We start from the raw sequence: 24318 nt of genomic DNA, 5'->3' as shown, positions 1-24318 counted from the left end.
CCCGGCCGGTCAGTCGGACGGGCGGGCGGGCGGGCGGATTAAGTGAACGGTTAACCAGCCGTTGACACCCTGCGCCGGCGGGCGCCCAATGGGCCCGGACACGGCGCCCCGGACGCCGGGCCGGGGGCCCGGGCCGGAAAGAGGGGGGAGGCGGGTATGCAGGTTCCGGCCCCGTTCGAGTACATGCGGGTGAGCAGCGTCCAGGAGGCGATCGCCCTGCTGGACCGGCTCGGTGACACGGCCCGGCTGGTGGCGGGCGGGCACAGCCTGCTGCCGATGATGAAATTGCGGCTGGCGAACTTCGAGTACCTGATCGACATCAACGACCTGCACGGGGAGCTCGGTTACGTCCGCGCCGCCGGCGGGGAGCTCCGCATCGGCGCCCTGACACGCCACCGCGAGCTGCTGGAGTCCGACGAACTCGCCGCCGTCTTCCCGATCTTCCGCGATGCCGAACGGGTCATCGCCGACCCGGTGGTCCGCAACCGCGGCACGCTCGGCGGCTCGCTGTGCCAGGCCGACCCCTCCGAGGACCTGTCCGCCGTGTGCACCACCCTCGACGCCCGCTGCGTCATCCGGGGCACGGGCGGCGAGCGGGTGGTGCCGATGCAGGACTTCCACCGCGGTCCCTACGAGACCGCCGTGGCGGATGCGGAGATGCTGACCGAGGTCCGCCTCCCCGTGCGCGCGGGGGGATCGAGCGCGTACGAGAAGGTCGAACGGCGGGCCGGGGACTGGGCGGTGGTCTCGGCCGGCGCCGCCGTCCGGCTGGACGGCGACGGTCTGATCGCCGACGCCCGGGTGGGGCTGGCCGCGGTCGGCCCCAACACCGCGGGCATCGCGGGCATCACGGACGCCCTGCGTGGCCGGCCGCCCGGCGAGGAGGCGTACGCCCGGGCCGGGGACATCGCGGCCGCCGGCTGCTCCCCGGTGACCGACCGCCGCGGCAGCGCCGCCTACAAGCGCCACCTGGCACGCGAACTGACCGTGCGCACCCTGCGCACGGCAGTGGCCCGCATCCACGCAAAGGCAGAGGAGGGGTGACCGTGCAGGTCACCATGACCGTCAACGGGCGAGAGGTCACCGGGGAGATCGAGGGCCGGCTGCTCCTCGTCCACTTCCTGCGCGACCGGCTCCGGCTCACCGGCACCCACTGGGGATGCGACACCAGCAACTGCGGCACCTGCGTGGTCTGGCTGGACGGCGAACCGGTCAAGTCCTGCACCGTACTGGCGGCGATGGCCGGCGGACACGAGGTGCGCACCGTCGAGGACCTGGAGCAGGACGGTGAACTCGACGCCGTACAGCGGGGATTCATCGCGTGTCATGGTCTGCAGTGCGGTTTCTGCACGCCCGGCATGATGATGACCGCACGTGCACTGCTGGACCGCAATCCCGACCCGTCCGAGCGGGAAATCCGGGAGGCGATCTCGGGGCAGATCTGCCGGTGCACCGGCTACGCCACCATCGTCCGCTCCGTGCGGTGGGCGGCAGCCGAGGAAGCCGGCACCCGCACCACCGTACCCGCACAACCCACCACACCTGCGGAACCCACCACCCCGCAGACCGCCCCGCAGACCGCCGCGCCGGCCGCCCCGGGGAGCACGCCATGACCATCACCACCGGCGACGGCGCCGGCGACGGGCGGCGCACCGCGTTCGTGGACAACGACCAACAGCCCTGCGGACACGGGCGGATGCTGCGCAAGGAGGACGCGCGCTTCGTCCGCGGCAAGGGCCGCTACGTCGACGACCTGCAGCTGCCCGGCATGCTGCACCTGGCGATCCTGCGCTCGCCGCTCGCCCACGCCCGCCTCCTCTCGGTGGACACCAGCCTGGCCGAGGCACACCCCAAGGTCCGCCTGGTGGTGACCGGCGCCATGCTCGCCGAACGGGGCCTGGCCTGGATGCCCACCCTGTCGGGCGACGTCCAGGCGGTGCTCGCCACCGACAAGGTCCGCTTCCAGGGCCAGGAGGTCGCCTTCGTCGTCGCCGAGGACCGCTACGCCGCCCGGGACGCCCTGGAACTGATCGACGTCGAGTACGCCGACCTCTCCCCCGTGATCGACGTACGCACCGCGCTCGCCCCCGGCGCCCCCGTCATCCGGGACGACCTGGAGGGCAAGACGGACAACCACTGCTTCGACTGGGAGACCGGCGACGCCGGGGAGACCGAAGCCGCGTTCGCCCGCGCGGACGTCGTGGTGAGCCAGGACATCGTGTATCCGCGGGTGCACCCGGCCCCGATGGAGACCTGCGGGGCCCTCGCGGACTACGACACCGTCGACGGCCGGCTCACCCTGTGGTCCACCACCCAGGCCCCGCACGCCCACCGCACCCTCTACGCGCTCGTCGCCGGCCTGCCCGAACACAAGATCCGGGTCGTGGCCCCGGACATCGGCGGCGGCTTCGGCAACAAAGTGCCCATCTACCCCGGCTACGTGTGCGCCATCGTCGCCTCCCTGCTCACCGGAGAGCCGGTGAAATGGACGGAGGACCGCGCCGAGAACCTCATCAGCACCGGCTTCGCCCGCGACTACGTGATGCACGGCGAGATCGCGGCAACCCGCCAGGGCCGGATCCTCGCCGTCCGCACCCATGTCCTGGCCGACCACGGCGCCTTCAACGGCACGGCCGCACCGGTGAAGTACCCGGCGGGCTTCTTCGGCGTGTTCACCGGCAGCTACGACATCGAGGCCGCCCACTGCACGATGACGGCCGTCTACACCAACAAAGCCCCCGGCGGGGTCGCCTACGCCTGCTCGTTCCGCATCACCGAAGCCGTCTACCTCATCGAGCGGCTCGTGAACTGCCTGGCACACGAACTGCGCATGGACCCCGTCGCCCTGCGCATGAAGAACTTCATCCGCCCCGAACAGTTCCCCTACCGCACCCGCACCGGCTGGATCTACGACTCCGGCGACTACGCCCCCACCATGGAACTCGCCACACAGCTCGCCGGATACGAGGCGCTCCGCGCCGAACAGGCCCAACGGCGGGCACGCGGCGAGATCATGGGAATCGGGGTGGCATTCTTCACCGAAGCCGTCGGCGCCGGACCACGCCGGGACATGGACATCCTCGGGCTCGGCATGGCCGACGGCTGCGAACTACGGGTCCATCCCACCGGCAAGGCCGTCGTGCGGCTCTCGGTGCAGTCCCAGGGACAGGGACACGAAACCACATTCGCCCAGATCGTCGCCGAGGAACTCGGCATCCCGCCCCACGACATCGACGTCGTCCACGGAGACACCGACCAGACCCCGTTCGGTCTCGGCACCTACGGCAGCCGCTCGACACCCGTGTCCGGGGCCGCCGCGGCACTGGTCGCCCGCAAGGTCCGCGACAAGGCCAAACTGATCGCCTCCGCGATGCTCGAGGTCTCCGTCGCCGACCTCACCTGGGAGAAAGGCTCCTTCCACGTCACGGGCGATACCCAGGCCGCCGTCACCATCCAGGACATCGCGATGCGCGCACACGGCGCCGGCGACCTGCCCGACGGCCTCGAAGGCGGACTCGAGGCACAGATCTGCCACAACCCACAGAACCTCACCTACCCGCACGGCGCCTACCTCTGCGTCGTCGACATCGACCCGGGCACCGCGAAAGTGACCGTACGCCGCTTCATCGCCGTCGACGACTGCGGCACCCGCATCAACCCCATGATCATCGAAGGACAGGTCCACGGCGGACTCACCGACGGCGTCGGCATGGCCCTGATGGAAATGATCGCCTTCGACGAAGACGGCAACTGCCTCAGCGGCTCCCTCATGGACTACCTCATCCCCACCGCCCTGGAAGTCCCCGACTGGGAAACCGGCCACACCATCACCCCCTCCCCACACCACCCCATCGGCGCCAAAGGCATCGGCGAATCCGCAACCGTCGGCTCACCCCCCGCCCTCGTCAACGCCATCATCGACGCCCTCGAACCCTTCGGCATCCGCCACGCAGACATGCCCCTCACCCCCTCCCGAGTCTGGGAAGCCATGCAAGGCACACCCACACCACCCATCTGAACCGCGTCCCCAGAACACACAACCAGGACTCGAAAGGCGCAGAAAGCGCAGAAGGCGCAGAAGGCGCAGAAAGCACGGAAAGCGGCGCAGGACACCCCGACACCACCCACCCGGGCAAGACCCGGGGACAAGATTCCCGGACAGGCAGCAGGGGTTCGGGGAGGAAGCGAGGGGGCGAGGGCAGGCCGGCACCACCGGCCAGAGCAAGCATCGGGGACAGGCAGCAGGGGGTCGGGGAGGAGGCGGACGTGCCCACCACAGTCAGCGCCCGGGCACTCGAACTCGCCGAGCAGCAGGTGCCGTTCGTCCACGCCCGCGTGGTACGCGCCCAGCCACCCGCCCCCGCGCACCCGGGACACGAGGCCCTCGTGCACGGCGACAGCACCATCCACGGCTTCGCCGGCGGCCTGTACGCGCACAACACGGTACATACGGCAGCCCTCGACACACTCCACCACGACACACCACCACAGCCACAGGCGAGTCGGCGAGCAACGCATAACCGCGCGCACCACCTCGTTCATGGTAAGAGGCAACAGCTGCTGCACCACGGTCAGGTGCAGGTCGTGAACGATCAGCGGCTGTAACAGCAACCGACGCTGGGACACGGAACGTGCGATCACCAGGTTGGCCTTGTCGATGAGACAGAACGCCGCATCACGATGAGTCCTGGCAGCGGTTCCTATTCCGTGAGGCGGAGAATGTCGGTGAGTTTTGACACCGCTTGGGGGTGCTCGGCTCCTTCCTCGGTGTCCTGATGGTGGCCGTCCTCCGGCCCGTATCAAGGCCGTTCGTCCTCGGCTGCTGATGAGTCCCGCAGACCGCCGAGCGCCAGCACCGTCATCGCCACCGCGGCCCCCGCCACCACACCGAAGCCGCCGTGCGCACCGCCCGCGTCCACCACCCGCCCCGCGACCGCCGCGGCGCCCGCTATTCCTGCCGCGCTTGCGGAGTTGCCCCAGGTGAACGCCTGGGTGAGGACGGCGCGCGGGACCGACGACTCTGTGAGCACGGAGGAGAGGATCAGCAGGACCGGCACGGCGAGTCCGGTCAGGGCAAGGGTGGCGCCGACCGCGAGGGGCGCGTCGAGGAAGGTCAGCGGAAGGCTCGCGAGGGTGAGGCAGGCGGCGGCCGCGGCCTGGCGGCGCCGGGGTGAGCCGCCGTGACGCCATGCTCCGTAGGCCCAGCCACCCACCAGATTGGTGCAGTTGGAGGCGAAATAGAGCAGCGCTGCCGCGTCCGGCGTGCCGCGTCCGACGGCATACGCGGCGACGGACACCTGCATCGCGCCGAAGAACACCCCGAGCGTGAGGCCGAGCGCGACCTGCCGCAGGAATGCGGAGCGGAGCAGGGCGCGTCCGGCGTGCCTGCGTTCGGCGTGGCCGGTGAGGGGCGGCATGGTGCGGCGCTGGGCGGCGAGGGCGAGCCCGCCGCCGACGACGAGCGCGGCGGCGAGCAGCACCCCGGCGCCCGGGCGGCCTGCCGCACCGAGGACGCTCACCAGGGCGGGGCCGGCCATGTAGGACACGCCGTTGGCGAGGGCCTCCAGGGCGAAGGCGGTGGGCAGCGCGGCAGCCCGTTCGCCGGACAACAGGGCAGACCAGCGAGCGGCGGACAGGGCACCGAGCTGGGGCAGCGTTGCCCCGACGAGCACCCCGGCGACGAGGTCCGGAACGGCGTCGGCGAGCAACAGCGCCACGGCCCCGGCATGTGCGCCCAGCGCGCAAGGGAGCACCCGCGCCTGCCCGAACCGGTCGACAAGGCGCCCGAGTTGCGGCCCGGCGACGGCGTCCGCGACAGCGAACCCGCCGGTAACGAGACCCGCGGCGGCATACGACCCGGTGCGTGCGTGCACCAGCCAGACGATGCCGATCCCCGTCATGGCGATGCCCAGACGCCCGAGAGCGGCGGGAAGGAAGAAGGCCGCGGCACCCGAAGTGCGCAGCAGGGTACGGTAGTTCGCCGACGCCGAAGGCACGGCGCATCCCTTTCGCCGCCCGGCGGGACGCGCCAACGGGGTCGTCGGCGTCCGGATGTGCCGACCCGTGGCTGCGCCTGAAGCCATCCAGTGGTGGCGTGGAGCGGGGACGCGCACCCCACGCCGACTCCGTCACCGGGCAGATGTCATGCGGTAGTTGATGACCTCCTCGAGCGTAGAGGAACGGCGCGCAGAAACGAACAGAGGAAGGGCCCGTTGTGATCGTCAGCCCACGGCCTGTTCGGCCCTGGCTCGGGTCTGGGCGAGGCGGAAGGAGTCGATACCGCTCCCCCGATGAGACCGGGTGGTGTCGTCACTGACCGACAGGCGCTGTCGCTTCTCACGGACACAGCCACACCTTGACCAGCACAACCCGGCACAGCCCGGCACCCCAAGGCACTCGCCGTACGACTGCTCCACGGACACGGCGCCTTGCCCCAGCGGCTGACCACAGCGCGCTCTTCCACCGTCGCCCCGCGCCTGCTCCCGCACCCCGGGCCCGCGTTCACGACGACCGGTGACTCGTACACGCCCACCGAAAGCGACACTGTGGTGAGGTTGTAGCGGGCATAACCCGCCACTCCGCGCCAACTTGTGGTGAGGCTTCACTGAAAGAGTGTCTGGGCCGCAACCCCGGCGATCTCGGGTCAAAGTTCTGCATCGCAGGCTGCCCGGCGGGGGCCTGTCGTCAGTGCGCGGGCACGAGCGGTACTTCCACATCGGCCCCGCTGTTGCCGGACCCTTCCACACGCCACTTGCCGCGCCCGAGCGGAACCGAGCGCGCCCGCATCTGCACGGCAAGCTCATCAGGCCACACTGCTTGTTCTGACCAAGTCACATTCACGAGATACGCGCCGCTCAGGTCCGCGCCGTCCAAGTTCACACAGGTCAGGTACGTGCCGATCATGTCCGCGCGGCACAGGTCCGCCCCGGTCAGGTTTGCCCCGGTCAGGTCCGCGCCGTACAGGATCGCTTCGACCAGGTCCGCGCCACCCAGATTCGCCTCGCTCAAACGCGCATTGGTCAGGCGCGCACGGGTCAGATCCACTCCATCCAGGTGCGCGCCGCTCAGATCCGCTGCATCCCGGAATGCGCCGCTCAGGTCCGCGCCGTCCAGGTCCGCATCGGCCAGACACGTGCCGGTCAGGTCCGCGCGGATCAGGTTCGCTTGATACAGGTCCGCACCGCGCAGCGCCCTTCCTGCCCAGGACGCTTGCCGGGCACCAGCCGCAAGCAGGACACGGCGCCACCAGGGGGAGGCCTGGATGTGCAGCCACGGCCGGGAGGGATGGGCGGCCAGCGCGAGGCGGCCGAGCGGGGTGTCAGGGTGCGTCTTCACGGACCTCTCCCGAGCCGGGGGCGGGCAGGGGCTTGCGCGGCGCGGACCTGGGCACAGGCGCGGGATGGGTGCGGGGGGGCGACCTCGACGCCGGAGAGCAGGCCGCGGATGGTGGCGGGAGCGCCGACACCGAAGAGGAAAGCCGACCAGGGACCACTGATCTGATCATGCGCGGCGGCCGCCACCGCGGCGCCCAGCACGGCACCAGCGGCCAGGACGAGCAAACGCGGCCCCAACTCCCCTCTCCCGCGCCTGTTCTTCTTGCTCCAGGGCCAGTGATACCCGCACGACACCACGGCCGTCGCAAGGGACAGCACCGAGGCCGCTCCCCCGCCGGCCAGGCCCCAAAGAGCCGCCTGCCACCACCTCATACAAGGACGATGGCCAGCCAACCGGGCAGGCCGGTAGGAAAGTTGAGAACCAGACGCCGAGCCACACGACCGCGGTGAGCCCCGTACCACCGCATCCTGTACCGACTCAATGACCCACACCCCAACCCCCCTCGAACCGTGGACTCACCACCACACCCCGACTACGCACCTACCTCATGGTCGGGCTCATGGTCGGGCTCATGGTCGGGCTCATGGTCGGGCTCATGGTCGGGCTCATGGTCGGGCTCATGGTCGGGCTCATGGTCGCACCAACCACGCACGTGCGCAGCCACCGTGCTCCTGCTGCGCAGCTCGCTGCGCACACCCGCATCCCAAGACGAGCAAGGGCTGCGAAATCAGGCACGAGTCCTGCGCAACCGGACCTGGCCCCTCGGACCGCTCCCGACCACGCAGCCCAAACACCACGACAGCCAGAGCGTCCACCTGCGCAAGAGCAGCCCTCTGCGCAATGACGTGAGTAGCCGTTGTTCAATCGAGCTTGGTGATCGTGAGTTCGAGTCTGACGACTCGGTCGGGTGATCCTCTGGTCGGCTGGGCACGGAAGTGGGGCCTCCCGCACAACTCGGGTGCCAGGACACTGTGGGGCCAGTCCCGCGCCGACACAACGGTTCGAGCATGCCTGCCGAGGGACAGACAGACACCTGACCTGGGAAAACTTGACCCTACCTTCGGATTGGGAATCGCTTCTAACAGCCTGCTCAGCCGAGCTGCCCGGTCGGCCGCATGGTGATGTGGTTGATGTCCACGCCCGCAGGCTGGTTGAGGGCGAAGACGATCGTGTTCGCGATCTGCTCTGCGGTCAGCGCCGTCTCGGGGCTGCCGCCGCGCTCGTCCCAGAACGGGGTGTCCACCACCCCGGGAGCGACGACGGTCACGCCGACCCCGTCCTGGCCGACCAGCAGCCGTGTGTTCTCGGCCAGCGCGTGCACGGCCCATTTGGTGACCGAGTACAGGTTGCCGGGCGTGTGGCGCACTCCCGCGACCGAACCCATCAGCACGATCCGGCCCTTGGACTCCCTGAGCTGCGGCAGGGTCTCCCGCACCAGCAGCGCCGGGCCCAGGACGTTGGTGAGGACCATGGCCCGCATGTCCTCGGGGGCGTGGCTCTCCAGATTCCCGGGCAGCGAGAACCCGGCGTTGGCAATGACGTTGTCCAGCCGGCCCCAGGTGTCCACCACGCGGCGCACGGCGGCGGCGACATCGTGCTCGTCGCTGGTGTCCCCGGTGATCGTCAGCAGCCGCTCGCCCGCTCCGGCCGTGGCGGCGAAGGCGGCCAGCTTGTCCGCGTCCCGTCCAGTGATAGCCACCCGGTGGCCCTCCTTGAGCAGGGCTCGGGCGGTGGCGGCACCAATGCCGGTCGAGCCCCCGGTGATCAGCGTGACGGGTCCCATCGGACGGCCTCCTCGGCGATGCGGTCGGGGCACGGCCTTACCGACTGTCCCCCAAAACGCCTGCACTGTAGTCCGACTCCACCACCCAGGCCTGCTCCACCGCCCCCAGCGCCACCTCCCACTGAGCTTGTTTCGCTTTGTCGGACACCATCGGTGTGGTGGTCAGGCTGCGAGTGCGGTCTCGTATTCGACAGGACTGCGATAGCCGAGGCTGCTGTGCAGCCGGTGCAAGTTGTACCAGCCCTCGATGAAGTCGAAGATCGCGGTGCGGGCGGCGGCCCGGCTGGGCCAGGCGGTGGTGTCGAGCAACTCCCGTTTGATGGTGGCGAAGAACGACTCGGCGAGCGCGTTGTCCCAGCACTGCCCGGTGCGGCCGACGGACAGACGGACGCCCAACTCCGTTGCCAGGGAGGCGAATTGCTGACTGGTGTACTGACAGCCGCGATCCGAGTGAAAGATCACCGGCCGGGTGGGACGACGCTCACGGCAGGCGGACTGGAGAGCGTCGGCGACCAGTTCGGTCCGCAGGTGGTCGGCGGTGGACCAGCCGACCACGCGGCGGGAGGCGATGTCGATGACGGTGGCCAGATAGAGCCAGCCTTCCTCGGTCGGGATGTAGGTGATGTCGCCGCACCATCGGGTGTCGAGACCGTCCGGGTCGGGAGCGAAGTTGCGGACGACGAGGTCAGGCCGGGCGGCGGCCCGCGGGTCGGGGATCGTCGTCAGGTGCCGTCGTCTGCGGTGCCGGCCCTGCAGTCCGGCGGTGCGCATCAGTCTGGCGATCCGGCGCCGTCCGCAGTCCTCACCCTGCCGTTGCAGGACGGCGTGAATGCGCGGGGCCCCGTAGGTCCCGCGGGATTTCTCGTGGACTTGCGTGATCTTCTCGGCGAGCTCGGCATCGCGGACCGCCCGCGGACCGGGCCCGCCACTGCGGCGGGCGTAGAAGGCGGTTCGGGAGACCTGTAGCAGTTCACACGCGCGCTTGACGTTGTGACCGCCATGCTTTTCCGCCTCGATGAACGGGTGGACCGTCACCGGGTCTCCTTTGCGAAGAAAGCCGTGGCCCGCTTGAGGACCTCCACGTCCTCTCGCAGCCGGCGGTTCTCCCGTCGCAGCGCGGCCAGTTCCTCGCGTTCGCTTCTGGTCAGCCCGTCGCGCTCGCCCGCATCGACCTCGGCCTGGCTGATCCACAGCCGCACCGCGGTCTCGGTCAGATCGAAGTCCTTGGCGACCTGGCCGACCGAGCGGTCACCACGACGGCACAGCTCGACGATCTCGGCCTTGAACTCCGGCGTGAACGAACGGCGAGGCCGAGGCCTCTTCTTCCCCATGCTCTCCATGATGGACATCCTCCCGGGGCAGAACCCCTGATCTCAGATGTCCGTCAAAGCAGATCAAGCTCGCCGTCCACTTGTGCAGCAATCGCCACGACTCCGGTCCGGAGGGTCTGCTTGTCAAGGGGGGCGGAAGTGGACGCGGTCATGAGGTGGCTACCTTTCGGGCATGGCGGGCGAGGGGGCGGAGCCCCCGGGATGTCGAGTAGTGAGCCGTGCGACGTGGGCATCACGGGCCTGGTGGCACGGCACACGCCGACAACGAATGCGCGGAATGTGTTCGGGGCAGCACCTGAAGAGGGGCGGGGACGGCATCCCAGACCCCTGGGTGGGATGGCGGACGTCCGTCGTCAATGAGATCCGCGCGCACGATACGCCGCGGCCTTGACGCGGTTCTGACATGCCAGGGAGCAGAACTGGCGTGCGGAGTTCCGCGATCCGTCGACGTATACCCGGTCGCACCGCGACGCACCGCACACCCCGAGGCGGCCGGCGAGATCACTGCCGATGGCCAGGGCCAGAGCGGCGGCACACCCTGCGCTCCATCCCACCGCGTCGGAGTCGTCGTAACCGTGAAAATGCACCTGCCACGGCTCCCCTGGAACACGGTCCAGCTGCGGGCGGGTGCCCGTTGCGCGCAGCAGTGCGTTCACGGCCTCGGCCGCGTCGTCGAGGCGCTCGTCGTCCACCCCAACGAACACGAGCCGCATCTGCTGGGCCGCGGCCGCCAGACTGAGGGCCTGCACATGGTCGATCTCCTGCGGATCCGAGACGGACGGCAGCACCCGGGCGACCGCGGAAATCAGCTGCTCGTCCCCGGGCGCGACATACGGCTTGCCCCCGCGGGATCCGTCCGTCAAATCGTTCACGAGCGCCACTGTCACACTGAGCAGCGTCGCCACGTGACTGTCGAACATCACTTGACCAGTCACCCCTTGAGTTCTAGTTTCTCGTCACTTGCATTATCTTATTCACCAGTCACAGACGGGATTCGTATGCCGATCTGGCAGACCCGACAGCCGCTGCCCCGCGAGGTGCGTCTCCTCGTCGCCGCACGCGCGGTCAACCGGCTGGGAGCCTTCTCCCTGAGCTTCCTCACCGTCCTGATCACGACCCGCTTCGGAGCGAACGCCACCACCGCGGGCGTCATCTCCGCGGCGTTCGGCCTGGCCACCATTCCCTCCCGGCTTGTCGGCGGACGCCTCGCAGACCGTCTGGGGCGGCGCCGGACCATCGTTGTGGGACTGACCGCGTGTGCCCTGGCACAGCTGGGGATCGCAGCGGCCGACAGCCTGGTCGTCGTCACGGTGTTCGCCATTCTGCTGGGACTGGCATTCGAGCTGTACGAGCCCCCGAGTCAGGCGATGATCGCAGACCTTGTGGCAGCCGACGAACGCGTGCGGGCCTACAGTCTGCTGAACGCCGCCCTCGCCGCCGCCGGCATGGCGGCCGGCCTGCTCGCCGCGGCGCTGGGGCGATGGGACCTCCGCTGGATGTTCGTCGTGGACGCACTGACCTGTTCGATCTGCGCAGCGGTCGTACATCTGACGCTGCCGGCCAACCGGCCGACGCCGGCTCGGACGGCGCAGGGGCCGCAGCGGAGCGTCTCTCCCTGGCGTGACCCCGCTCTGCTGCTCATGCTCGGCTGCGGAACACTCATGGCCGTCGTCTGTCTGCAGGTGATGATGCTGCTCCCGCTGGCCCTGGTGGACCGCGGCCTGCAGGCAGCCGACGCCGGACTCCTCTCCACCGCGTCGGCGGTCACCCTGGTGGCCGGTCAGCCGCTGGTCCGCGCGGCCAGAGTGGCCATGCTGCCGATGTCAGTGGCGTTCGCCGTGGGATACGGCCTCATGACCCTCGGCCTGATCGGATACGCCTGTGCGCACGGTCTGCCGGCCTATGTCGTCTCGACGATCGTGTGGAGCGCCGGTGACCTCGTGCTCGTCGGACGCGCCTACGCCATCGTGGCGGAGCTGGCCCCCGAGCACCATTCCGGCCGCTACATGGCGGTCTACGGCCTCAGCTGGGGCGTTGCGGCGGTCGTCGCGCCGATCGCCGGCACCGAACTCCTTCAGCGAGCCGGTGTCACCGCCCTGTGGGCCACCATGGCAGGCGTCTGTCTGGCCCTCGCGTTCCTCCAGCCGGCGGTCGCCCGTGCCGTCGACACCCGCAGGACTCGGCCAGCCCTGGAGACAACGGATGCCAGGGCATCCGCCGACTCCGTGGAGTGAGGCCAGGACATGCCCGGCCCTGTCACCTCGCGCGTGCCTCGGGCCACCGTGTGAACGCCGCGCGGCGGTCGTTCCCACCGGCTAACGGTCGTCCCTGCGGTAGTCCGCCAGGAGCGCCTTGTCGCTGCCCAAGGCAGGCTGCATCGCCCTCAGCTCGCCGACCCCCAGCCCGGAGGGCACCACTGTGATTCGCTCGCCGAACCAGCTCAGGGTCTCTTCGGACCGCTTGTGGAACTCCTCAAGCGTCGCCGTCCTGAGCATGACCTGCCCGATGCGCTTCGTGACGTCGGAGATCGACACGGGCAGAGAGGCACTGACGGAATGGGACAGCACGGCGTATTCGACGTCGGGAAGGCTCATGACCTCGGCATGGGACGGCACGGCTAACAGCACACCCGGGGGCGACGTGATGTAGGTGCTGCCCGGCCGCGCATCCCTCGGTCAGCGGCCATCAGGGCCGGTACGCGATGCGGGAGATCGTCAACGCGCTGCTCTACCAGGGCCGCGCCGGCTGCCAGTGGGACCTGCTCCCGCACGACTTCCCGCCGTCCGGCGCGGTGAAGTACTACTTCTACACCTGGCGCGACGACGGCACCGACCAGACCATCCCCGACCTGCCGCGCTGACAGGTGCGGGAGAAGGCGCGCCGGAAGGCGGACCCGAGCCTGGTGGTGCTCGACACCCAGAGCGTGCACGCCGCGGCCGGGGTGCCCGCACACTCGACGGGGCGTGATGCGGCAAAAAAGTCCCGGGCCGCAAGCGCGGCCTGGCCGTTGACGTCCTGGATCTGGTGATCGCGGTGGTCGTGGTGGCCGCGTCGGCGCATGAGAACACCGTCGGCATCACGCTGCTGGACAAGGTCGCCGCCGACACCGACACCGTCGAGAAAGCCCTGGTCGACCAGGGCTTCAAGAACGCCGTCGTCGCGCACGGGCAGAAGGTGGGCATCAAGGTGGAGATCGTGGAGCGCAACCCCGCGCAGACCGGGTTCGTTCCGATCCCCCAGCGGTGGATCGTGGAGCGCGTCTACGGGATCTTGATACTGCACCGCCGGTTGGTGCGCGACTACGAGCACCAGCACCGCAGCTCCGAATCGCGGGTGTACTGGGCGATGACCGCGGTGATACTGCGCCGGCTGACCGGGGCAACCGCGCCGTCCTGGCACACCGCATGACCGGCGACCAGCTCACCCTCGGTGCGGTGCTGGCACGGCTGGATGAACGGGAACAGCAGATCGCCGCGCAGACCGAGGCAGCCAAGGAGCGGATCGCGGAGCTCTCCGCACAGCTGGAGGAGTTCCACCAAACCGCCGAAGAGATCCGCATCACCCGCATCCGCCCATGCCGCTTGACCAGGCCCGCCGCGGCCAAGCGGTCGACCATCAAGGCGAGCAACCGGTCCGCACGGTCGTCCCGGGCCATCCGCTCGCGGAACTCGCACAGGACGGAGTGGTCGAAGCCGGGATCATCCAGGGCAAGGCCCAGGCAGTACTTCCAGTCCAGCCTGCAACGCACCGCTTCGGCGGCCTGGCGGTCGGTCAGGTTCTCCGCATACTGCAGGACCGACACCATGGCCAGCCGGGCCGGCGACAGGCCCGGCGCCCGCCTGCCGGATACCAGTCGGCGAAGTCGTCGTCCGTGAACAACTCCTCCAGCCGGTCCCGCATCCACATCGCCGTGGTGCCCCGCGGGTTGCTCGCCCTGGCCATCCACACCGTCAACGGATGAATCCCCCGCCCCGTGCCCGAACCCATTGCCACCGCGGTCACCCCTCCGACCGCTCGATCCACCCCGCTACCCTCAGCGGACCACCACAACGAGATCAACAGGGACAACGACGACGAGTTTCACCCCACCGAGCGAAGATCACCAACAGCGTCCGAAAATCTTGACTGAGCCGAGAGCTACACCCATCGTCGAAAATGCGAGCCCACGCTCCTCTGCATGACGGGTGGCAGCCGGAAGGGCTCCGCCGTCGCTATCTGTTACTTCTCCGGTAGCTCGCGAGGAGTCTCGTGTCATGTCCAAGAGCGGGCTGCATTGCCCTCAGCTCTCTGATCTTCAAGCCGGCCGGTACGACCGTGATGTGGTCGGCGAACCAGGCCAGGACCTCTTCCGAACGCTTGTAGAACTGATCGAGCGTCTCCGTCCTGATCATGACCTGACCAACACGCTTGGTCGTGTCGGAGATCGAGGAGGGCAGGGAAGCACCCACCGAATGGGCGAGCATGACGTACTCGATGTCGGGAAGGCTCATGACCTCCTCGTACGACGGCGCGTCGAACAGAATGCCCGGCGGTGAGGTGATGAACGTGGTGCCCACGAATCCCGGGCGTTGCCTGACTGCCGCGTCCGGCTGCTCACCTATCGCCAGCGACAGTGCGGCCTCGCCAAGGTCAACGCCGAACTTGCACTCGATCTCCTCGTGCACGAGTGCGCCGCCTCTCCGCGCAGCGCACTCGCTGAAGACGACTTCGCCATCCTGATGGAACAGCTCCATGTGGAAGATGCCGTCGGTCAAGCCGAGCGCCTTCAATGCCGCACGGACAACGGGTTCCGCCAGGCGATACGTCCATGCTTCGGTAGTGGGGTCGAACCGGCGTATCTGCAGCGGCGCTTGCGACTCGACAGTCGTCAGACAGGGCTGGGTGTACTCGGCGACGGAGGAGAAGAGGATCTCGCCGTCGTGCAGAACGCCGTCGACCAACCATTCGTCCCCCTGTTGGAACTCCTCCAACACAAAGGTGCGAGCCGGGCCGCCCTCGGACCGGAAACGGCGGACAGCTTCACGTAGATCCTCTGTGCTGCGCACGGTAGCGGCCTGCCGCGTCGCGGCACCGGTTACCGGTTTTATGACGCCGGCATCGAATGAAAGCTCGATGCCGGCGTCATCCTGGACGTCTTCAATGATCACGGATCGAGCGGTGGGAATGCCGCGTGTGCGCACGATGTGCTTCTGGATGAACTTGTCACGGAACCGGACCGCCACGGCTGGCGGGAGACCCGCACAGCCCAGCGCTTGGGCGAGAAGAGCGGCGTTGACAATGGCAAATTCGTTCGTAGTTGTCACGGATGAAAATCGTTTTCCGGCGAGTCCCGCACGAGTAAGCGCCGACAGCACCGCCTCTGGACTGCACTCGTCCTCCGCGAAGACAGGTGTGACACAGTCCGGGAGATCCGGGAGTCCGATGTCACGCCATTTCGAGCCGTACACGAGAACGGCGGGGATACCGCGCTTTCCGCACGCCCGTAGGACATATCGATCAACCCCAATGAGCAGGGGGAGTTGACGAGAGGTCATGGATTTATCCCTTCCGGTGCGGTGTCGAATAGAGTCTTGGCTTTGGTGGTTACGGAGGTGTCAGCTGCAGGTTCCCCGGCGGAGTTGCCCGAGTCGTCTGCCTCGACGGGCCTGCCGGCGCCTGCCATGAGGATTCGGGGAGACAGGATCCCGGTGAGGAGGAAGACGGCTGCCAGGAGCAGCCATCCGGGAGTCCCCATCCCGAGGCACGTGAATGCGAGCAAGGTCGGCCCGATCGTGAGCGCTAGACCCTGTCCGATCCAGAACACGCCTGCGTACTCGGCCTGCGATTCGTTTGTCGCCATGCCGTAGTAGACCTCTTGCGATGCACCGGCGTGGAGGGACTCGCCAATACTGTGCACAATGACCGCCAGGACAAGGATTACTGCTGCTACCACGGATGGCAGCAGTGGCGCCATCCCCACCAGGATCACGTTGACGGTAAAGATCAGGCCGCTTCGGCGCATCGCCTTCCCGGCCGAGAGGAGAGAACTGATGCTCCGGCTGAGCCTGCTCTGGATCACAACGATGCAGGCCGTATTCAGCAAGACGTAGCCGGACGAGACCCACATCGGCGCACCGATGGTGTTGATTGCCCAAAGTGGCATTGCGAAGGTCAAGAGCGGATACTGCAGGGCGATGATGCCGTTTAGTACTGTGCCGCGGATGAATTGTCGGTCTCGGATTGCCACCCACTTGCGGGACACCGGTCGGGCAACGACCATCGTGTTTGCCGCCTTGACTGCCAACATGACGATCGCAGCGCATATGACGAAAGAGGCCGCGTTCGCCAGGTAGATCACCTGGAAGGCGAATAGGCTACCTACCTTCAGCGCTGCGATTGCACCGATGGCTCCCAACCCCATACCGAAATTGTTCACGACGCGGTTGCGCAAGCCGAACCACCGGAGGTTGCCTTCCGACATTTGGCGCACGAGCGCTGGCCGGGCTACTGAACTGGTGCCTGAGGTGATCCCGGTGGCCGTCGCGACCAGCGTGAATTCCAGCATTCCGTGGATGTTGGCGAACGCCACCATGGCGACGGCGTAGAAGAGGCACGAGAGGACGTACGTCCGCTTGGCGCCGACGCGGTCGCAGATGTATCCGAAGTGGGCCATCAGTGCCAACGCTATTCCGGAGCCGATGGTGAAACCCAGGCCGGCCTGATAGTCGCTCAATCCCGCCTCGCGGGTGAGGTATACCGGCGCGCTAGCCACATACAGGCCACTGCCGGTCGCGTTGATGAGGAGCGCGAACAGCAGTATCTGTTGAGGTCGGCTGGGGCGAGGAATCGTCTCGCCCCCGTCGGTCCGTTTCCGGACTGAACTATCCATGCCGGGCTCTCCCTTCACTAGTCGGTACACAACAAAAAGGTTCACTGATTCCGATTCCGTGTTATTCGACGATGAACTCCAGATGCTGTTCCAGTGCGCGCGTCTCTCGTTCCAGGGCAGCGTGGTCCGGGCACTCCAGCGCGTAATAACCGGCCCGTTGCCAGGAATTGGCGAAGCTGGGGGTCTCCTGCCCCACGCGGAGATTCACCTCATGGTCGAAGACCCACGGGGAGGCAGCCAGCGCGTCCTCCCCCTGCAGCCGCACGAATCTCCCGGCCGGCGGGCGGAAGAACTGCACTGATGCCACCGACGCCGGCACGGGGCGGAGATTCGGGCGGCGGCCGGCGAGGACCCCGACGAAGGCGTCGTAGAGGTCAACCCCCTGGCTCCGCCTGATCAGTTCGGGGATGAGGTCTCCCGGAGGCCGGGCCGCGCACTCGACCAGGTGCGGGACGCCCCGGTTGACACGCCACTCCGAATGGAAGACGCCGGAAACCGCGTCCATGGCGGTCAGCAGTCGGTGCACCTGCGCAAGGATCGGGCGGCGCTCCTGGTCGTCCACCCGGGCCGGGGCGACGTGTCCGACCTCGGTGAAGTAGCGCCCGCCCACGGTCTGCTTCGCCGTGATGTTGTCGAAAAGGACCTCACGCTCGAAGACGACGCTTTCCACGGAGATCTCCGGGCCGTCGATGTACTCCTCGCACTGAAACCTCCAGGAGAGGTCCCTGCCGACCGTGCGGGATCCTTCCCCGGCGAGCGTCGTCTCCTGCCAGGCGGACTCGATGTCTTCCGTCCTGTCGACCCGTATCACCCCCACCGAGGCGCGACGGTTGGAGGGCTTCAGAACAATCGGCCGGCCCTTGAAGAAACTCTTCGCATCATCCGCGCAGGTGGCCTCGGCGAATCTGGGCTGCGGGATGTCCGCTGTATGCGCGAGTTGCCGGAGCAGAAGTTTGTTGGTGCAGACATCAGTGGCGACGGCACCTGGCTCACCGAGTCCCCACTCCCGGGCCAGCCCGAATGCCGTGGGCACGGCGTATTCCATGCCCGGTACCACCGCATCGAACCCGACGTCCCTGTGCCACTTGCGTGCCGTCTGCGTGGCCTCATCGCACTGCTGATATCCGCCGGCTCGCACCTCTTTTATCCACGGAGCCGCGAAGGCGGCGCCATTCGCCTCGATGATCTCCTTTTCTTCTATGACATAGAGTTCGAGGTCTGAGTTGTCGTCAACCAGTCGGCGATAGCCACTGTTGAGCCCGATCATCAGTACACGCATTACGCTTCCTCGCACACGGCATGGAAAGTTACTGGTGCTCGTCGTCCGGTTTCCGGTCGGGAAGCCGCTGCAGCTTGCCGGACCGTTGGCGTTCCAAGGCCATCTCACGCCAGCGCGTGGCGAGCGCGGGAGCGGCGAGGAGCCGGGGCAGCAGTTCCCAGTCGCCGTAGTAGGCATTGATCGCCTCGGCCAGCGTCAGACTCTCGGCGGCCCGGTCGACCAGATGGATCCCGTCGTTCGCCGAGATCGATCCTTCTTCGACGACGCGTAGGTAGGCTCCGGGCCGCGCCGCGTGCGCGAACCGCTTCGTCCAGTGGTCCTCACCCATCCAGCCGGCGAACATGCGGCAGGGGATGCGCGGGGACGTGACCTGAAGCAAGGTGTCACCGATACGCCAGCACTCACCGATCACGGCGGCGTTGACGTCGAAGCCGACCGTCGTGAGGTTCTCGCCGAATGCGCCGTCATGGCGCAGGCAGCCCAGCTCGGCCGCCCACCAGTCGTGGTCCTCCGCGGCGTAGGCGTACACCGCCTGGTCGTGCCCGCCATGGTGCAGCAGGTCCGCCTGTTCGTCGCCGTGCAACCCGTTGCGCGTCACCGCGACGGTGGAGAGCACGGAACGCTTGTCGATGCCGGTCGTCGACCGCGGCCCCTTGAACGTCGCCGCCTTGGCGCGGCTGACGTTGACCGACCGCACGTGCCCCAGCGTCACCGGGGATCCCCCTGCCTGCCCTTGACGGCGTACGGCGGCGGCCCGGACGACGTACCGTGTGCTGCCGTGAACTCCTCCATGCGGTCGACGACTTCCGCCCGGGTCGGTACGTCCGTCATGTAGACCTGGAGCCCTTCCGGCCTGGCTTCTGTCCTGTTCCCGCCCCATCGCCGCGTCAGCGAGGCGGGCGTTTCCAGCAGCTGGCTGTAGCGCCGCTTGTGCCACCACTCCTCCTCATCGGCGGACGGCAGCTGAAAGGTGACGAAGGCGGGCACCGGCTCGGGGACAGGGATGGTGACGGGGACACGTTCCCCGTCCAGCAGCGCGGACCACCGCTTCGCCCGGGTGGCGGTGTGCGCCACTGTGTCCTCGTACCAGTCGAGCGCCCAAGGAGTGAGCCGCGCGAGATAGGCCTCGCGGGCCGCGTCGATGTCGCGGTGGTCGCCGGCGATCGCCTCGGCCAGCCGCACCGAGCCGACGGCGGCCATGGAGGCACCGAAACCGCGGCTCGGATCCGTGGTGACGAGTGCGTCCCCCACGGCGAAGAAGCCCTGCGGAGCCTTGCCGGAGATCCGCCGCGCGGTGTTGCGCATGTTCGACATGACCCGCGGCGGAGAGAGGGGCACGGCCCTGCCTTCCCCGACCCAGGGGCCGGTCTTCGGTATCCACTCCATGAGCGGTTCGAAGACCCGGGCGTCCCGTGCGCGCAACAGCTCGCGATCATGCGGTGAGCAGGCCAGGACCGCGGAGAACGTACGGTTGTCGTGGACATTGATCACCGTGTGGTAGCCGTCGCCGATGACGCCGGCACCACTCACCCGGGAAAGCGGCCCGGGCTCGGCTCCGTCGGCGAGCCGGTACATGCGCGTGATGTAGGCCAGCTCACCGCGGTTGTCGCCCACGGCGTCGTACCAGGAGGCCCAGGGTGCCGCGCGCCGGCCGGAGGCGTCGATCACGATGTCGGCGTCGAGGTCGTGTCCCGAGGTGCGCACACCCCGGACTCTTCCTCGCCCGACGAGGATCTCGTCCACGCCGGTGCCGACGCGCAGCGTGATTCCCTTTTCCCTCGTCATCGCCCGGCGCAGCACCTGCTCGACCGTGCTGCGCCGAGCCAGCAGCACCGCGACGTCGGCGCCGGCTTCGGGACTGAAGCCGTGGTCCGCAGCGATCTTCCCGAAGTCGCGGACCTCGACACCGTAGGCGAGCAACTGCTCCAGCAGGTCGGGAAGTTCGTCCCGCAGCGTCGAGTGGAAGGCGCCGAGGAAGCCATGCGTCTGGTGCAGGTGCGGCACGCCGGTACGCGACCAGTTCCCCGCCGCGGCCGGGGTATCGGGCAACGCCGAGTCGTCCCGTTCGAAGACGGTCACCCGGACACCTCGCCGAGCCAGACAGAAGGCGGTCAGCATCCCGCCCAGCCCCGCGCCGATCACGGCCGCGTGGACCGCCCGGCTCATCGGGGCCATCCAGGAGTGCTGTCGTCGGTCACCGTGTCCAAGGTCGTCCGGCATGTCCGTCGGGCCTCGCCCACTCGATCGAGCCGATGTGCGTTCGTTGCGTCTGTCGGGCGCACCAGCGGGCACCTCCCCAGAAGGTCGGGATGGGAATGGGTGTGTGTCACTCGAAGACCAGCGAACTGTGGAACCCGTCCGCCGCGGCGACGGCCCGCTCGGCGTCCTCGTGCAGGGTGACGACCCAGCCGAGGCGTGAGGTGTCGGTCGCGGTCACTCCGTCGGGACCGATGTCCTGGATCTCGTGGGCGATGACGGCGTCGTCCAGGGTCTCCGGTCTGCCGATGTGCCGTACCACACCGTCCCCGGGCGGGGTCAGGTAACGAATCACGGAGTGGGCGACTCCGTCCCAGGGGCGGTCGGGCAGCGCCACCGGGCGTCCGAGCCACAGCTGCTGGTAGAGGTCCACCACGTCGAGGCCCGTGCTCGCTTCGATGAGGAGACGGATGTCGCCGCCGCCGAGCCTGGGGTTGATCTCCATGAGGGCGGGGCGTCCCTCGTGATCGATCTTGAATTCGACGTGTGCCGCCGTGCCGCGGTGCCCCGTGCTCTCCAGCCACTTCAGGACGGTCTTCTCGGCGACCTGCTCCGTCTCGGGGTCCAGGCGGGCGGGGAAGACGTGCGCGAGTTCCTTGCACTTCGGCGGCCGACTCAGCACCGTCTCGGCGAAGCCCAGGAGCCGCCAGCTCCCCGCCTGGTTGTCCCAGAGGAGTTCGGCGCTGTACTCCGGCCCTTCCACGTACTCCTCGACCAGTACGGCGTCGAGGCAGCGGTAGCCACGGCCGTGTGTGCTGTGGTCGATCGCTCCGCCCACCGCTGCCTGGAAGTTCTCGTCGGAGCGGCAGACACGCACTCCGGCACTGGCGCCGTCGTCGACCGGTTTGACAACGCAGGGGTAGCCGAGCGGAGAGCTGGTCACCGTCCCGTCAACGGGGACCACGACATGCTTGACGTCACGACCGATACCGGCCGTGGCCTTGCGGGTGAGATCCTTGTAGCGACAGGCGAGGATGCCCGCTGGATCGGGTCCCGGAAGACCCAGGCCGTTCGCGACGACGGCGGCCTGGAACAGGCGGTAGTCGTCGTACGCGATCACCGCGCGCGGCTCCAGGCCAAGGCACGCCCTCATGAGCTGGGAGGTGTCGTAGGTGTCCACGCGCTCCAACCGGTCCACCAGTTCGGCCGGGTCCGGATCGAGACGTGCGTACTCCCGGGGATCCCGGCAGACCAGGGCTGTCGTCAGTCCCTGTGCCTGAGCCCGTTGGATCCCGTGGGTGCCGTATCCGGTCAGGTTGACCTCGATGTAGAGCAGGTCGATGCTCACCGTGCCGCTTCCTCGCTTCCTGATCCTTTTCCACGCCATGCGGCGAGGAGCCGGCGTTCCTTCTCGGAGTCCATGCCGATCTTCGGTTTCCCCTGGAACCCGGGCGTGCCGCGCAGCCACTCCCACGTGTCGACGACCGTGTCCGCCAGCGGACGACAGGTCAGTCCCATCGCGACCGCCGCGTCGCTCGACACGGACCACGCGTGCCGCCAGTCGGCTCGCAAGGGTGCCCACAGCGGCAGTTCGGACCACGGAGTCACCTGCTGCTCCAGCAGAAACTCCTCGTCCATCCACACGAGAGCCGGGTCTGCACCGGTCGCCTTCGCGCACAGCGCGAGCCACTCCGCGAACGTGGCTTGGCCGGCGGGCGCGGTCACCAGCAGGTCACACTCGGACGGCCGCTCGACCCGGGCAAGGATGAACTCGGCGAGATCCCGGACGTCCATGAGCTGGATCTCCCGGTCGCCCGGGTGCGGCGCGAGTGCCCCGCCGGCCGCGACACGGCGCAGCCACCAGGGCAGACGGCCCACGTTCTCGCCGGGGCCCACGATGATGCCTGGACTGACAACGCTCACCGTGCCGTCGAAGTGTTCGCGCACGGCGCGTTCGCAGCCGGCCTTGAGGGGACCGTACGTGCCGCCCGACTCGTCCGCGTCCGAGGGGCACTTCCAGCGCGGTGACGCTTCGTCAATGGGGTGGGCGGGCCAGTCCCGGAAGGCACTGACCGATGACACGAACACGTAGTGATCCACGTGCGAGGACAGCACCCGGGCGCCCGCGGAGACGGAACGAGGCACGAATCCACAGGTGTCGATCACCGCGTCCCAGTGCCGGCCGGCGACGAGGCGTTCGAGATCGCCTTCGTTGTCACGATCCCCTCGGGTCACCTCGACGCCCTCGACGTCGGAGCCCGACAGGCCCCGGTTGAAGGTGGTGACCTCATGGCCCCGGCTCAGGGCCGCCGTCGCGACGGCCCGCCCCAGGAATACCGAGCCCCCCAGAATGAGGATCTTCTTCATGCCCCCAGGCTCTCCTTGAACTCGCTGTATTTCGCGGCAAGTTCACGGGCGCAGGCCTGGGAGTCCGCGAGCTTCATCTCTCGGACGTCGTAGCCGAGCATGCTCTTCACAATGTCCATGTGCGGGTCGCTGTAGCGGACGCTGCCGTCGTCACGGATTTCGGCGATGCCGTCGTGCCACAGCGCCTTCTTGTTGATGTCGAGCGCCTGCGTCGACGAGAGGCCGTCGGGCAGTTGGACGTCCAGGCCCTTGGCCGACACAGCCACCGGATAGCCGCCGATGAGCGCGTCGGGGCCAGGGGCGTGGACCAGGCGGGGTTCCGTGGAGGTCAGTGCCTCGATCACCGTCACCGCTGACGCGGCGGTCAGGACCGCACCACGCACGCCGCCCAGACGCCGGTACCGGGTCGCCACTGTCTGCAACAGGCGCTCCATGTCGACCCGTTCCGTGACGTCACTGCCGTTCTCCAGCACGCTGATGCGATACGGTGCGTCCCCGGCATCGCCGGTGCGCGGCACCCGGTGGCTGACGAACGCCTCCATCACCACCCGCAGGTCGACCTGGGCCGGACTCTTGCCCAGCTGGTCCGCCGCGGCGTGGCGGAGTGCCGGCACGATGTTGGCGACGTTGCCGATGCCGATCGTGGGAGCCAGACCCACCTTGTCCAGGATGGTGTGGGTGGCGTCGGGCAGCGCGGCGTTGACGACCTGTGCGTCGATGCCGCTCGCCTTCACCGCTTGCATCACCTTGTGGATCAGAGTGAGCTGCATCGGCAGCCAGGGTCCGATCTCCGCCTCGTCGAGCCGGGTCAGTAGATCCTTCGGAAGCTCGTTGATCACCCACCACGCCTGCAGGCTGACCGTGCTGAACACGATGTCGGGGCTCAGCTCGGCGAGGGTCGCGGCGGTCCGGTCGATGTCGTCGACGTCCATGACGACGTGATCGAGCCGAGGCGTGTGACCCAGCTGTGCGGCGACCATGCGGGACAGGTTCACCTGCCGGACCAAGAGCTCCTCGTCCCGTCCGGCGAGCGTAATGCGCGGCGCATCGGGCCGACGTGCCAGCAGATCCAGTGTGTGCGTGCCGACGTTGCCGGCACCGATGACCAGTAGGTGGGTGTCCTTCACGGGCGCTCCTAACGAAAGGCCAGAAATGTGAT

Annotated in this window: 20 protein-coding genes and 2 pseudogenes; 6 read left to right on the top strand and 16 right to left on the bottom strand. The window is 68.3% G+C overall.

All coding sequences use genetic code 11. From position 1 onward, the window contains the following. The first annotated feature begins 156 nt into the window (after positions 1-156). The 4 genes from IG08_RS0149990 (at position 157) to IG08_RS60970 (ending at position 4605) form a co-directional block, all read left to right on the top strand. The gene (locus IG08_RS0149990) at positions 157-1044 is read left to right on the top strand and encodes an FAD binding domain-containing protein (protein ID WP_030620517.1); all 888 of its coding nucleotides are present in this window, start codon (positions 157-159) and stop codon (positions 1042-1044) included. Continuing rightward, the gene (locus IG08_RS0149985) at positions 1041-1613 is read left to right on the top strand and encodes a (2Fe-2S)-binding protein (protein WP_052425268.1); all 573 of its coding nucleotides are present in this window, start codon (positions 1041-1043) and stop codon (positions 1611-1613) included. Before IG08_RS0149990 ends, IG08_RS0149985 begins: the two co-directional genes overlap by 4 nt. After that, positions 1610-4018 (top strand): aerobic carbon-monoxide dehydrogenase large subunit, encoded by a 2409-nt coding sequence (locus IG08_RS0149980; RefSeq protein WP_030620511.1) that lies wholly within the window; start codon positions 1610-1612, stop codon positions 4016-4018. The genes IG08_RS0149985 and IG08_RS0149980 overlap by 4 nt, the downstream gene beginning before the upstream one ends. Positions 4019-4266: 248 nt before the next feature. Next, a complete protein-coding gene (locus tag IG08_RS60970; protein ID WP_030620508.1) occupies positions 4267-4605 on the top strand; it encodes an XdhC family protein in 339 nt (112 codons plus the stop codon). Between the two features lie 194 nt (positions 4606-4799). Here IG08_RS60970 and IG08_RS0149970 read toward each other — a convergent pair whose 3' ends face one another. From IG08_RS0149970 to IG08_RS0149930, 6 genes are all read right to left on the bottom strand, one after another. Further along, on the bottom strand, positions 4800-5996 hold the full coding sequence (locus IG08_RS0149970) for an MFS transporter (protein ID WP_043457319.1): 1197 nt from the start codon (positions 5994-5996) through the stop codon (positions 4800-4802). Between the two features lie 688 nt (positions 5997-6684). Continuing rightward, positions 6685-7335, bottom strand: coding sequence for a pentapeptide repeat-containing protein (locus tag IG08_RS0149965; protein WP_052425267.1), 651 nt, complete (start codon positions 7333-7335; stop codon positions 6685-6687). Between the two features lie 1090 nt (positions 7336-8425). Next, a complete protein-coding gene (locus IG08_RS0149950) occupies positions 8426-9118 on the bottom strand; it encodes an SDR family oxidoreductase (RefSeq protein ID WP_030620498.1) in 693 nt (230 codons plus the stop codon). A 162-nt stretch (positions 9119-9280) separates the two neighbouring features. Continuing rightward, positions 9281-10153 (bottom strand): IS3 family transposase, encoded by an 873-nt coding sequence (locus IG08_RS59695; RefSeq protein WP_030620494.1) that lies wholly within the window; start codon positions 10151-10153, stop codon positions 9281-9283. Next, positions 10150-10449: a transposase gene (locus IG08_RS0149935; RefSeq protein WP_158812390.1), complete on the bottom strand. Its 300-nt coding sequence runs from the start codon at positions 10447-10449 to the stop codon at positions 10150-10152. The genes IG08_RS59695 and IG08_RS0149935 overlap by 4 nt, the downstream gene beginning before the upstream one ends. A gap of 353 nt (positions 10450-10802) precedes the next feature. Then, positions 10803-11369, bottom strand: a complete 567-nt coding sequence (locus tag IG08_RS0149930; protein WP_030620490.1) for a CGNR zinc finger domain-containing protein — start codon at positions 11367-11369, stop codon at positions 10803-10805. A 78-nt stretch (positions 11370-11447) separates the two neighbouring features. On the opposite strand from IG08_RS0149930, the gene IG08_RS0149925 reads away from it, so the two are divergent. Beyond that, entirely contained in the window at positions 11448-12683 is a 1236-nt protein-coding gene (locus IG08_RS0149925) for an MFS transporter (RefSeq protein WP_030620487.1), read from the top strand. 81 nt (positions 12684-12764) lie between these two features. On the opposite strand, the gene IG08_RS0149920 is transcribed toward IG08_RS0149925, so the two are convergent. Further along, positions 12765-13043 carry a hypothetical protein gene (locus IG08_RS0149920; RefSeq protein WP_030620482.1) on the bottom strand — a complete coding sequence of 93 codons (279 nt, stop codon included), beginning with the start codon at positions 13041-13043 and terminating at the stop codon, positions 12765-12767. Between the two features lie 71 nt (positions 13044-13114). Here IG08_RS0149920 and IG08_RS59690 point away from each other — a divergent pair. Then, positions 13115-13857: pseudogene (locus tag IG08_RS59690) on the top strand (IS5 family transposase); the annotation flags it as partial. A 307-nt stretch (positions 13858-14164) separates the two neighbouring features. Here IG08_RS59690 and IG08_RS63290 read toward each other — a convergent pair. The 9 genes and pseudogenes from IG08_RS63290 to IG08_RS0149860 form a co-directional block, all read right to left on the bottom strand. Next, a pseudogene (locus IG08_RS63290) lies at positions 14165-14254 on the bottom strand (transposase); the annotation flags it as partial. A 406-nt stretch (positions 14255-14660) separates the two neighbouring features. Next, the gene (locus IG08_RS0149895; protein ID WP_030620472.1) at positions 14661-15752 is read right to left on the bottom strand and encodes an ATP-grasp domain-containing protein; all 1092 of its coding nucleotides are present in this window, start codon (positions 15750-15752) and stop codon (positions 14661-14663) included. A gap of 227 nt (positions 15753-15979) precedes the next feature. Further along, positions 15980-17317 (bottom strand): MFS transporter, encoded by a 1338-nt coding sequence (locus tag IG08_RS0149890; protein WP_030620470.1) that lies wholly within the window; start codon positions 17315-17317, stop codon positions 15980-15982. Positions 17318-17378: 61 nt separating this feature from the next. Continuing rightward, positions 17379-18596, bottom strand: coding sequence for an ATP-grasp domain-containing protein (locus IG08_RS0149885; protein WP_030620469.1), 1218 nt, complete (start codon positions 18594-18596; stop codon positions 17379-17381). A 28-nt stretch (positions 18597-18624) separates the two neighbouring features. After that, on the bottom strand, positions 18625-19308 hold the full coding sequence (locus tag IG08_RS0149880) for an MOSC domain-containing protein (RefSeq protein WP_199821125.1): 684 nt from the start codon (positions 19306-19308) through the stop codon (positions 18625-18627). After that, entirely contained in the window at positions 19305-20762 is a 1458-nt protein-coding gene (locus tag IG08_RS0149875; protein WP_030620463.1) for an FAD-dependent oxidoreductase, read from the bottom strand. The genes IG08_RS0149880 and IG08_RS0149875 overlap by 4 nt, the downstream gene beginning before the upstream one ends. Positions 20763-20922: 160 nt before the next feature. Beyond that, positions 20923-22140: an ATP-grasp domain-containing protein gene (locus IG08_RS0149870; RefSeq protein WP_030620458.1), complete on the bottom strand. Its 1218-nt coding sequence runs from the start codon at positions 22138-22140 to the stop codon at positions 20923-20925. Then, a complete protein-coding gene (locus IG08_RS0149865) occupies positions 22137-23159 on the bottom strand; it encodes an NAD-dependent epimerase/dehydratase family protein (RefSeq protein ID WP_030620455.1) in 1023 nt (340 codons plus the stop codon). Before IG08_RS0149865 ends, IG08_RS0149870 begins: the two co-directional genes overlap by 4 nt. After that, a complete protein-coding gene (locus IG08_RS0149860; protein WP_030620453.1) occupies positions 23156-24286 on the bottom strand; it encodes a saccharopine dehydrogenase NADP-binding domain-containing protein in 1131 nt (376 codons plus the stop codon). Before IG08_RS0149860 ends, IG08_RS0149865 begins: the two co-directional genes overlap by 4 nt. Between the last annotated feature and the right edge of the window lie 32 nt (positions 24287-24318).

This window comes from Streptomyces fulvoviolaceus, from assembly GCF_000718165.1.
GTDB lineage: Bacteria > Actinomycetota > Actinomycetes > Streptomycetales > Streptomycetaceae > Streptomyces > Streptomyces fulvoviolaceus.
Note: the sequence above shows the minus strand (reverse complement) of the source record. Positions and strands in the feature narration are given on the sequence as shown.